The organism is Methanobacterium sp. (genome assembly GCF_038562635.1).
In the GTDB taxonomy this organism is placed as follows: domain Archaea; phylum Methanobacteriota; class Methanobacteria; order Methanobacteriales; family Methanobacteriaceae; genus Methanobacterium_D.
Genome location: NZ_JBCFBO010000002.1, coordinates 463,159 through 474,697, shown reverse-complemented (window position 1 = coordinate 474,697; position 11,539 = coordinate 463,159). Strand labels below are relative to the sequence as shown.

The 11,539-nt window shown below is 32.9% G+C and carries 11 protein-coding genes; 8 read left to right on the top strand and 3 right to left on the bottom strand.

Features of this window, described 5'->3' with window-relative positions; genetic code table 11:
- The first annotated feature begins 568 nt into the window (after positions 1–568).
- The 3 genes from AAGU07_RS14385 to AAGU07_RS14375 all read left to right on the top strand — a co-directional run bounded on the left by AAGU07_RS14385 (position 569) and on the right by AAGU07_RS14375 (position 3,027).
- Entirely contained in the window at positions 569–751 is a 183-nt protein-coding gene (locus tag AAGU07_RS14385; RefSeq protein ID WP_342459780.1) for a hypothetical protein, read from the top strand.
- An 845-nt stretch (positions 752–1,596) separates the two neighbouring features.
- The gene (locus tag AAGU07_RS14380) at positions 1,597–2,127 is read left to right on the top strand and encodes a hypothetical protein (RefSeq protein WP_342459779.1); all 531 of its coding nucleotides are present in this window, start codon (positions 1,597–1,599) and stop codon (positions 2,125–2,127) included.
- 228 nt (positions 2,128–2,355) lie between these two features.
- A complete protein-coding gene (locus AAGU07_RS14375; RefSeq protein ID WP_342459778.1) occupies positions 2,356–3,027 on the top strand; it encodes a hypothetical protein in 672 nt (223 codons plus the stop codon).
- Positions 3,028–3,104: 77 nt separating this feature from the next.
- Here the strand turns inward: AAGU07_RS14375 and AAGU07_RS14370 are convergent, their stop codons facing one another.
- Positions 3,105–4,253, bottom strand: a complete 1,149-nt coding sequence (locus AAGU07_RS14370) for an alanine--glyoxylate aminotransferase family protein (RefSeq protein ID WP_342459777.1) — start codon at positions 4,251–4,253, stop codon at positions 3,105–3,107.
- A 227-nt stretch (positions 4,254–4,480) separates the two neighbouring features.
- Between AAGU07_RS14370 and AAGU07_RS14365 the strand changes: the two genes are divergently transcribed.
- Positions 4,481–5,242: a 6-hydroxymethylpterin diphosphokinase MptE-like protein gene (locus tag AAGU07_RS14365; RefSeq protein WP_342459776.1), complete on the top strand. Its 762-nt coding sequence runs from the start codon at positions 4,481–4,483 to the stop codon at positions 5,240–5,242.
- Positions 5,243–5,360: 118 nt separating this feature from the next.
- Here the strand turns inward: AAGU07_RS14365 and AAGU07_RS14360 are convergent, their stop codons facing one another.
- Positions 5,361–5,645: a hypothetical protein gene (locus AAGU07_RS14360; protein ID WP_342459775.1), complete on the bottom strand. Its 285-nt coding sequence runs from the start codon at positions 5,643–5,645 to the stop codon at positions 5,361–5,363.
- A gap of 444 nt (positions 5,646–6,089) precedes the next feature.
- Between AAGU07_RS14360 and AAGU07_RS14355 the strand changes: the two genes are divergently transcribed.
- The 3 genes from AAGU07_RS14355 (at position 6,090) to AAGU07_RS14345 (ending at position 8,669) form a co-directional block, all read left to right on the top strand.
- The gene (locus AAGU07_RS14355; RefSeq protein ID WP_342459857.1) at positions 6,090–6,272 is read left to right on the top strand and encodes a hypothetical protein; all 183 of its coding nucleotides are present in this window, start codon (positions 6,090–6,092) and stop codon (positions 6,270–6,272) included.
- A gap of 572 nt (positions 6,273–6,844) precedes the next feature.
- Positions 6,845–7,258 (top strand): hypothetical protein, encoded by a 414-nt coding sequence (locus AAGU07_RS14350; RefSeq protein ID WP_342459774.1) that lies wholly within the window; start codon positions 6,845–6,847, stop codon positions 7,256–7,258.
- A gap of 286 nt (positions 7,259–7,544) precedes the next feature.
- Positions 7,545–8,669, top strand: coding sequence for an ORC1-type DNA replication protein (locus tag AAGU07_RS14345; protein WP_342459773.1), 1,125 nt, complete (start codon positions 7,545–7,547; stop codon positions 8,667–8,669).
- 197 nt (positions 8,670–8,866) lie between these two features.
- On the opposite strand, the gene AAGU07_RS14340 is transcribed toward AAGU07_RS14345, so the two are convergent.
- A complete protein-coding gene (locus AAGU07_RS14340) occupies positions 8,867–9,043 on the bottom strand; it encodes a hypothetical protein (RefSeq protein ID WP_342459772.1) in 177 nt (58 codons plus the stop codon).
- A gap of 179 nt (positions 9,044–9,222) precedes the next feature.
- On the opposite strand from AAGU07_RS14340, the gene AAGU07_RS14335 reads away from it, so the two are divergent.
- Positions 9,223–11,508 carry a CDC48 family AAA ATPase gene (locus tag AAGU07_RS14335; RefSeq protein ID WP_342459771.1) on the top strand — a complete coding sequence of 762 codons (2,286 nt, stop codon included), beginning with the start codon at positions 9,223–9,225 and terminating at the stop codon, positions 11,506–11,508.
- The last annotated feature ends 31 nt before the right edge of the window (positions 11,509–11,539 follow it).

The window sequence follows — 11,539 nt, the reverse complement described above, 5'->3', positions numbered from 1 at the left end:
TTAATTTATGGTCTTTAAGATTACTTGGAAATATAATTCCATGTTTGATTTGGATTTATTTTTAGGTTAAGTTTATATTTATAGTTTAATGGGGGTTGTAGACTGAAATTACATTTATAATCGGTGATTACCAGTCTACAGTTATTTTTGAAGTTTGAATTATTAATATGTTGTTATATAGTATTAAAATAAGTTGTTAATTTATGGTCTTTAAGATTACTTGGAAATATAATTCCATGTTTGATTTGGATTTATTTTTAGGTTAAGTTTATATTTATAGTTTAATGGGGGTTGTAGACTGAAATTACATTTATAATTATTAATTACCAGTCTACAGTTATTTTTGAATTTTAGATTATTAATATGTTGCCCTATTATATTAAAGACAGGTTACTAATTCATGTTTTTAATTACTTAAAAATCTGATTTCATATCTGGTTTAACTTTATTTTTTAAAATATGCTTATTTTATTTATTTTATGTGAAATAATGAAAAATAAACCTATTTTTTATTAGTAATGATAATTTTATAATTTAAAATGGATATAATATAATATGGGTTGAAATAATGGCAACTGTTGATGTATATTTTAAAAATAAGCAGAACAAGAAGCATTTTGCAGATGTTACAGACATAATATATGAAAAGACATATGTTTTAATAGAATTTAACCAGGGACATGTGATGATACCATATTCAAGCTTGGAATATGTTAATGTTCAGGATGTATGGCCAGAAGAGGAAGAATAATTTTAATGCTACCTTACAGATATTAACTTTATAAATCAATTTTACAAATGCTCCTGTCTAAATGGTTGTGCCGATGTTACTTTGAATTTTTATGAGTTATATGGTTAAGTAAATTACACTCTTCCAAATATAATTTCATATGATTAATTGATATTATAATTTAACATAAAGCATGAAGTGTGCATATGATCATGGACATGTAAAAATCGCAGGTTTTTACGGTCACAAAAACCGAAGCTTTCAAAAACCTACGGTTTTTGATGTTTGCGAAGCTTCGCTTCGCAACTGCAAAACGAAGCTTGCAAATCTACGATTTGCGCTGTCAAAAACATTGTTTTCGACGCCCCGAAAATCGTAGATTTTCGAGGGCTCCAAAACCAAAGGTTTTGGGAGTTTTGTATGCCCCAAAATTCTTCAAATTTTAGGAAATGCAAGCATGCAAAAAACGAAGCATTCGAAAATTCTGTGAATTTTCGATGCATTGAAATCAGAGCTTGCAAATCTTTGATTTGCGCTCCGAAATCGTAGATTTCGAGAGATTTCAATAGTTTTTTGCGGTTACAAAATCAGAGATTTTGTAAACATTTCCTAACCTTTCGGAAATCATAGATTTCCGATGCCGGAGGAAACTCTGTTTCCTCGGCCGCAAAATTAAAAATTTTGCAGGCATCAAACGCTTTGCGTTTGAATGTCCCAAAAAATTCTATGAATTTTTTGAGGTTGAAGAAAATCTCCTTGAGATTTTCTGAACCCAAAAATCTAGATTTTTGAGGATTTTGAGGGATTTTGTGAACATGAGCGTTACTAAAAACTATTGCTAATTTTATAAACTAGGGCGTGAACTTATGAACCAAATACAGAAACAAATACTGGATATATTAAATGAATTCAACGATCAAAATCCGGGATATTATCTTGCTCGTAATTATTTGCTGGATAAATTAAAAATAGATGATAAATTACTTGAGAAAAATGCATTTCAGTTACGTGATGAAAAGTATGTGGATATATCTCCAGGTCTAGGAGTAGAATTTAGCTCAGTTAAAATAACTGGTAAGGGAATAAACTTAATAGAAAATTCAGGCATGTCTAATTTTACAGCTGCAGAAAATAGTGATGAAATTACAACTTCAAGTGATCTCAGGATAAAAAATACTTTTAATCAGATATATAACACGATAGAATCTTTAAATTTAGATAATAGGGATAAAGTCATAGAAAAAGTTAGTATAATAAGAGAAGAATTAAAGAAAGATGAAATCAACACCGCTAAAATTAGAAGCTCTACAGCTTGGCTTAAAATAAACGCCAGCTGGACAATTTTCCCACTTGCCCAGGTTATTATCACTGTTTATGGTTTAAACTGGTCTAAATGAAGTTTAACTACCACTTATTTTTTAAATAAATATTTTATTTAATTTTTTAATGTTATTTTAAAATTTAAGATAGTTTATATATTTTTACAGGATTTCTTTTTGAATTAATTTTTCTACTTCTTATTTCTATATGTTCATCTGTTTGATTATTCATAAAAATGTTTAAATACCATAACGTTTACATTAAAACGGGTCCGATAAATAAATTGGGATTTAAGGGGGTAAACTATGGAATATAAAGAATTTTTGGTGGTCCTGTTAATTTTAGGCATATTAAGTGTTGAACCTGCAGGTGCAGTTGAAATAGGGTCATTGAACCAGGTTAAATCTCCAGATACATTGAATTCATGTGAAATTGTTCAAAGTATGGTTAAAAGTGCTGTAGTTAATCAGGATCACAATAAATGTTTAAATAAACTAGAAATGCATAGTTCAACTGGTATAAATGAAACAATTTTAAATCAAACGGGTAATAAAACGGTTATAGATGAAACAGATTTTAATCAAACAATTGATAATGAAAATAACACGAATGAAACGGTTTTAAACAATTCAATTGATGAAAATAAAACAGTTTTTAATGAAACAGGTAATGGGACTTTTGAAAATGAAATTAATGTCAATGGAACAGCTTTAAATAATACAACTTATGCAAATGAAACATCTTTGAATCAAACTGATAATGCTACTCAGGATAGTCCTGCTAAAACTCACACTTTAAATACTATAGAAAATGCAGGTTACGCTTTGTCAGCTATAGCTGGGTGTTTTGCAGTTGGTATTGCTGTAGCTCCTGAAGGAATAACTAAAACCGTATGTGTTATAGGGGCTGTAGTTTGCGGAATAGCTGCAGCAGCCTGTTTTGTTGCACATGCCATTGCAAGCTGGTTTAATTGGTGATAAAAAATAGTTATTTATTGTTTTATTTTTTAATTTTCAGATAAAAAACAGTTCAAAAAAATAAGTAAAAAAGAGAATTATCCTATAAGATAAGCCTCTTCTACTGCTGCCACTCCATTTCCGAGACAAATGTCCATTTCAAGACCTTTTAAAGTCATTTCGAGAGCAGCCATTGTAACAACAAGATCTCTGTAGTTGACATTACCCATATGTCCTATCCTGAAAACATTGCCTTTTAAGTGGTCTTGACCACCGGCAAGCACAATTCCATATTTATCTCTCATTGTGCCCCTCATATCTTTATCAGTTACGCCTTCAGGCATTTTTACAGCAGTTACGGTTGTAGATGAAACATCTTCGTCAGCAAATAGTTCAAGACCAAGAGCTTTAACAGCATTTCTTGTGGCTGACGCAGCTAATTTGTGTCTTTCTATTCTAGCTTCGAGACCTTCTTCCATTACCATGTTTAATGCTTCACGCATTGCGTACATTAAGGATACGGAAGGTGTGTATGGAGTTTCGGATGGTGTATGTCCTGCGTATTTTTTGTATTTCCTTACGTCCAAGTAATATGAGTTGGAGTCTACTTTATTGATTACATCCCATGCATCATCACTTACTGTGATTGCTGCCATTCCTGGTGGTGCGGCAAGACATTTCTGTGAACCTGTTACACAAATATCGATGTTATAATCGTCTACAGCTACGTCGTCCCCACCAAGGGATGAAACAGTATCTACAACATATAAAGCGTTATAATCTTTAACAATTTTACCTACTTCTTCTATTGGGCTTGCGACCCCTGTTGAAGTTTCGTTGTGAACTAATGTCACAGCTTTAATTTCATCATCTTCTTCTAAAATATTTTTGACATCTTCGGGATCTACTGCTTTACCCCATTCCACATCAAGCTTAACGGAATTACCGCCGTTAGCTTCAGCTATCTGTGCAAATCTTTCTCCGAATTTCCCGCCAACAATATTTAAAATTTTATCTCCTTTATTAAGGACATTTCCAACTGCAGCTTCCATTGCAGCTGTTCCAGAACCGGTTATAGTGTAAGATGGATTTTCAGTCTGGAATACTTCTGACATCATTTCATTGACTTCAGTTAAAATATCAGCGAATTGAGCACTTCTGTGGTTCATCACTGCATCTGACATGGCTTTTAGTACTCGCGGAGCTACTTTGGTAGGTCCGGGTATCATTAGCAATGTTTCCTCCATTTTCAAACCTCCAATTTTAAAAACTATATTAAACTTGATTCTCTTTTTGAGATACACATAAGTTTATCAATTAAACAGTTAATATACCTTTACTTCAGTCCCTGATTCTTAAATAGTCAAACTATTTTATCACCATAATTTTCATGATTTTACTTCAATTAATCATATTTTCTAAATTTGAATTTAATTCCAACAATTTATTTATTAAAAATAATATATCCACTTTCATGAATCTTGATGCTTGGTTTTCATGGTATGACAAAATACTAAAAGAATTTGGTTTCAGCCGTGAAGATGATGAAAAATCTGCGGAACTGTTAAACAACCTTTTAAACGAAGATAACAGTTCAAGCATTGCTGAGACTAATATAAAAGATATGGTAATTATTTTTGGAGCTGGACCATCCCTTAAAGGGAATATTGAAGATTTGGACGAACTGGATCAGTTGGAAGAATTAAATTTAAATAAGTTTACATTAATTGCAGCAGATGGGGCAACAACTGCACTTTTAGAGAAAGATATAGTTCCAGATATTATAGTTACAGATTTAGACGGTAATATGGATGATATAATAGAAGCTAACGAGCGAGGAGCAATTCTGGCTGTCCATGCCCATGGAAATAATATTGATAAAATAAAAGAATATGTTCCGGAGTTAAAACGAATTTTGGGGACTACTCAAAGTGTACCTTTGGAAAATGTATCTAATTTCGGCGGTTTTACAGATGGAGACCGTTGCATCTTCCTGGCAATTGAACTTGGGGCAAGATTTATACTTCTTGCAGGAATGGACTTTGGGGATATCGTAACCAAATATTCTAGGCCGGATTTATCTGAAGCAGAGGGTAAAGCTGATGAAATTAAGCAAATGAAGTTGAATTATGCTAAAAAACTTACACAGTGGGCTGCAGAAAATGAAAATGTGAAAATAGTGAATATGTCTGGTGGAGAAAGCGTGCAAGGTGTTGATGATATCAAATTTGAATAATATTTTTCATGATAAAAATGGGCACTGTTTGGGATTTACAATAAAATTAGGGTGTTAATATTTAAAAAAACTAGTTATACTTAATTTAATTTTAAAAAGATAATGGAAATAAATTAATTCACTTTAATTCGCTGCGTTTTTTATCTATAACAGTCCTCAGATCTTTTATTGCATTTTCTAAACTGTCTATTTCTTTTTCGTATTCTTCTCCTTCTTTTTTATTTGCAAGCTGCATTATGAGCTCTGCTGTTTTAAATTGAGTCTCCCCTAATTTGTTCATGATTTTACCCATTTCCTTGTATTTTCGTTCATGCTCTGTCCAGTCTGCTCCAGCACTTTCTTTCCAGTAATCTTTCCAGTAATTTTCCCAGCTACCTTTATGGTACTTTTCCCAATCTGGCATTATAAAACTCTCCTAATAATTAAAGATTTTTTAGTGTTTCTGGAAATAGAACCATTTGAAATACGAATTTAAGTAACCTATTTCCAAAACAATAATATTACTATGATGAATATTATTAATATATTTTCATACCCTGAAATAAATAAGTTAAAAACTCCTAAAAACAAAGATAGTTTAAATGATATAGTAAAAGAAATGATTTTGTAAGGTTTTTAGTTGATATGTGCCAATTATAACTCATCTATTTTAGATGAGACGCCAAAATGGAAGTTATTAAATCATTTATACACTCGAAAATCTTGATTTTTACATGTTGAAGGAAACTGTGTTTCCTGAACCGCAAAAACAGAAGGTTTTTGCAAGCTACGATTTTTGCACAAGCAAAATTCTATGAATTCTGCATGCTACGTGTTTGAGGGTTTTGTACTTGCAGGCTTCTGTTAAATAGGTGGAGGATATCTTATATGGTTTTGGCTTCGTGATAGGGGAAGCTTTTGGGTCGCAGTTGTAGGTGGAGCAATTTTGGTATTATATGGAATAGTTGCAACCCTTCAACCAGCAAATTTTGGAAGAGTTTACGCTGCTTATGGCGGATTCTTTATAGTTAGGGCTATACTCTGGGGATGACCGGAGGATAATGTAATTCCCGACAGTTTTGATATCATCGGGAATTATGGTAATAATGCACTGGCCATGAAATTAGATCTGGATTAATCATATTGGGCTTTAAACTGTTTTCAGCAGGTTAATACACTTATTTTTAGAATTAAATTTAATTGATAATATTTACTTTTATTATCAAAGCTTATGGATGATTATACTTATTATAAATATATAATATGTTTTTATTTAATATAAAAAATAAAATGTAGTTTTATTAAGAGTATATAATCATTCTTTTGGAATTAAATAAATAAAATAAACAGGAACATTATCATTATTTAATAATAAATAATATAATTCTTTCTATTTGGATATATTAGTAAATAATATTATTATCTTCTAAAAAATAATTATGTGGCATAAAGGAGGAGATAATTTGAAGAAATCGGCTTTAAGATTTCTAGATATATCCATTATTTTAGTTGCATTAGATTTAAGGCATATATATAGTTTATGTAGTGAAAATAATTCCTATTTTACAATTTCTGCGATAAATTCCAGTTAATGGAATTTTGGAAAACATAAACGGTGGTTAGATGCCTTATCTTGTTTGTGAAAAGTGCAAGGGCTATTATGTACTTCAGGCGGGAGAATCCCCTCATAATTTTGGCAGGTGTCCATGTGGAGGATCTTTAAGATATGTTAAAAAACTCCATAAACGATACAATCAAGAAAAATCAGAGGGTAAGTTAAATATTTGCCTGGAATGCGGAAAAGAAAATATCAATAGTTCAAAAATATGTGTATTTTGTGGTAAAATATTGAAATCTCGTGATACTCCAAATATTTGTCATAGCTGTGGAAAAGAAAATGTAAAAACTTCTCAAGTATGTGTATTTTGCAGTAATCCACTAAAATCTAATTATAATAAACGGATAAAATGGAACCTGGTTGGCTGCAGTTCTTTAGCCTTAATTATAGTTATTTTATTGTTCTGGATTTTACATTAGGTTTGTTTAAAGATTTTAGTTATTATACGGTACTTATCTTTTCATAGTTACATAACTCTAGCTTTAAAAATTAGATAGGTGCTTTATTTTTTGTTTAATTTTAATAACTGCACTAAATGGATTATGGATGATGTTTTTTATTGAATCAATAAATAATTAAATAGGGGAGCTACAAGTAGTATGTATTATATAGATTTATAAGGAAATAGATAAAAATAAAGCTAGTATTGATATAAACATAATATATTTAAAAACCACTCAGATAATGAGTTTTTAGGTAAAGACCATGGACATTGATGACCTTCTCCTTTATGATGAAACTCTGTTTAAAAACATCGATGCATTTAATCCAGATTACATTCCAGACAATTTCATGTATCGAAAATCACAAATGGAGGCCCTTGCAATCAGCATAAGGCCTGCACTACGTAGCGGAAGGCCAGTTAATGGGGTTATACTTGGCTCGTGTGCAACAGGGAAAACAACAGCCATTAAAAAGATCTTTGAAATGGTGGAAAGGACATCAGATAAAGTGGTTTGCGTCTATATAAACTGCCAGATACATACAACTCGGTTTGGCATATTTTCACAGATTTATCAAAAGATTTTCGGACATACTCCCCCAGAAACAGGGGTTCCCTTTTCAAGAATTTATCAAAATATAATGCAGCACCTTTCAAACGAGGGTAAAGCTCTCATTGTTGCATTAGATGATATTAATTATTTATTTTACAGTAAAAATGCCAATAAAATATTTTATGATATTTTAAGAGCTCATGAATCATTTGAAGGTGTAAGAACCGGTGTGTTTGCTATCCTGTCTGATATTGAATTCAGGTTCATGCTTGATAAAAATGTTAATTCCATATTCATCCCCCAGGAAATAATATTCAATCCCTACTCAAAAGAAGAAATAAAAGATATATTAAAAGAAAGGGCCAGAATTGGTTTTTACAGTGAAGTGATTTCAGATGAATTACTGGATGAAATCACCGAATATACGGTATCGAATGGCGATTTAAGGGTAGGAATCGACCTTTTAAGGATAGGTGGAAATCTGGCTGAAGCAGATGCATCTAAAACAATAGAACGAAAACATATTCAAGAGGCACTTAAAAATACGGGTTCTATAAATCTTATGTACACTCTCAAGTCTTTATCAGATGATGAAAGAACATTACTAGATCTTATACGGACTTCAGACGTAGATTTAACTGCAGGTGAACTTTACAGTCAGTTCAGTAAGAAAACTAAGTCAAGTTATGCTTCTTTTAACCGTATTTTAAATAAACTTGAATTTTTAAGGCTTATTGATACCAGGTTCACTGGAAAAGGAGTAAAAGGTAACTCAAGGATTATAATACTCAGATTCGACACGGAAGAAATCCAAAAATGTATGTCTCGTCTTTAGATATTTCTTTGACTTATGGGGAATAACCAAATATTTTTCTGGTGAAATCTATGATTTCTTTGACTTAAATCATATAAATTTAATTTTCACTAAATAATTATAAGTTTAAAAGTTACGTTATTTACTGTAAATATAATTGAATTTAAGAGAAATGTACGGCTATTTTTTTGGTTATGTGGAGTTTTATATGGCCTGTTTTAGATACCTGCGGGCATATTTGAATTTGGGAATGAAGCAAAAACGGCAACACTTAAAATGAAAATAAGTACAATCATTGCTATTGTAATGCAGGATACCATGTTTATTTCTTCTAACTTTATATAGTTTCGTTTTTTTCTAAGATCAATTGCGGTATTTCTACTAGTTTTTAACATATTAATCACTTCCTTGTTTAAATCCTCTATTTGAAGTTACTTAAAGGAAGAGATAGAGAGCGCATGAAAAGTAATCAGAATAGGGAGGAATAACTTTACAAAAATATATATCAATGTATTAACATAAATATTAGAGTATATTGTCCATTATTTGATTTTACTTTCACGGAGGGATTTTAATGCCTGAACTTGGCGAAGTTGAGCTTAGAGTTGCAGAAGCACTACAGCAAGATGTTGGAAAGGGTATTATAAGGATGGATAATGAATTACTTGCGGAAATGGACGTTGAACCTGGCGATATTGTTGAAATAATCGGTAAAAGAACAACAGGTGCAATAGTTGGACATGCCTATCCTGCAGATATTGGGCTTGAAATAGTGAGAATGGACGGCCTTACCCGATCAAATGCAGGCACATCTATAGGTGAAACCGTAACCATAAGACATGCTAAAATAAGAATTGCTAGAAAAGTTACCCTGGCTCCTGCAACAAAAGGATTAAGAATAATGGCATCGGGAGACATCATAAAAAGGAATATAATGGGGAGAGCAGCAGCAAGGGGGGATATTTTATCTTTAATATCTCCGCGGAGAACGAGAGAGACCTTCCGAGAATTCCCTGGGGGAGAGAAAGTTTTTAGAGAATTTTTTGAATCTACAACTCCATTTTCACTGGGTGAAATTAAATTTTCAGTGGTATCAACTAACCCTGCGGGTATTGTAAGAATAAATGATGTTACAGAAATAGAAGTGCGGCCTGAGGCTGTAGAAATAGTTGAAAAAAAGGTTCCAGATGTTACATATGATGATGTAGGTGGATTAAAGCAGGAGATAGGGAAAGTAAGGGAAATGATAGAACTTCCTCTGCGCCATCCTGAGATATTTGATAGACTTGGTATTGATCCGCCCCGTGGAGTTCTTTTACATGGAGCTCCAGGTACTGGAAAGACTCTACTTGCTAAGGCAGTTGCAAATGAAAGCGGCTCAAATTTTGTTGCTATAAACGGTCCTGAGGTTATGAGCAAATATGTGGGGGAAGCCGAGAAAAAAATAAGGGACTTATTTAAAGAGGCTGAAGAAAATGCGCCCACTGTAATATTTATAGACGAGATTGATGCAATTGCACCAAAAAGGGAAGAAGTTACTGGAGAAGTAGAGCGCAGAGTTGTTGCCCAGATACTTGCACTCATGGATGGATTAAAAGAAAGGGGAAAAGTAATAGTTATAGGTGCAACAAACAGGCCGGATGCACTTGATCAGGCACTTAGAAGGCCGGGACGATTTGATAGGGAAATAGAGCTTAGAGTTCCTGATAGGGATGGTAGGAGTGAAATACTGCAAATTCATACCCGGGGAATGCCCCTGGAAGATGATGTAGATATGGAAGAAATTGCTGATATAACACATGGTTTTGTTGGGGCAGATCTTGCAGCACTAAGCAGAGAATCGGCAATGAATGCACTTAGAAGGATACTACCTGAATTAGACCTTGAAGAGCAGACTATCCCTCAAGAAGTCCTTGAAAAATTGTTTGTAACAAATAATGATTTTATGGATGCTTTAAAATCAATCAGCCCCTCTGCACTTCGTGAAGTCTTTATAGAAGTTCCGGATATCCGTTGGGAAGATATAGGTGGACTGCAGGAGTTGAAAGAGACTCTTAAGGAAGCTGTAGAATGGCCGTTAACTAATTCTGAGGATTTTAAGCGGATTGGAATCCAACCATCTAAAGGAATTCTTTTATTTGGTCCGCCTGGAACTGGAAAGACCATGCTTTCAAAGGCGGTTGCAACAGAGTCAAAGGCTAATTTTATATCAGTTAAAGGCTCAGAGATTTTAAGCAAATGGTTTGGAGAATCTGAAAGAAAAATAACCGAAATATTTAAAAAAGGAAAACAGGCATCTCCATGTATAATATTTTTTGATGAAATAGATGCTATAGCTCCTATGAGGGGATCTGCAGCAGGTGAACCAAGGGTAGTTGAAAGAATGGTAAACACATTACTCTCTGAAATGGATGGTTTAGAAGAAATGAGGGGTGTTGTCGTAATTGGCGCTACAAACAGGCCTGATTTAATTGATGCTGCATTATTACGTCCTGGAAGATTTGATGAAGTTGTGCTTGTTTCACCGCCGGATGAAAAGGCACGTCTTGAAATATTAAAAGTCCATACTAAAAGCATGGCTCTTGATGATAATGTGAATCTTGTAGATCTTTCTAAAAGGACGGAAGGATACTCTGGAGCAGATATAGAAGCATTGTGCAGAAAAGCGGGTGTAATTGCACTCCATGAAAATATTAAAATTGAAAAAGTTTCAAAAAGACACTTTGAAGCAGCTTTAAGTAAAGTAAATCCATCTACAACACCACAGACCAAGGAGTATTATGAAGAAGTTGCAAGAAGACTTGGAAGAGGGTTAGAAGCTAAAAAAGTGAGAGAAGAGTTCCCAAGAGAAGTTGCCTAGATTATACCAAAGGTTAATATGATTATATATC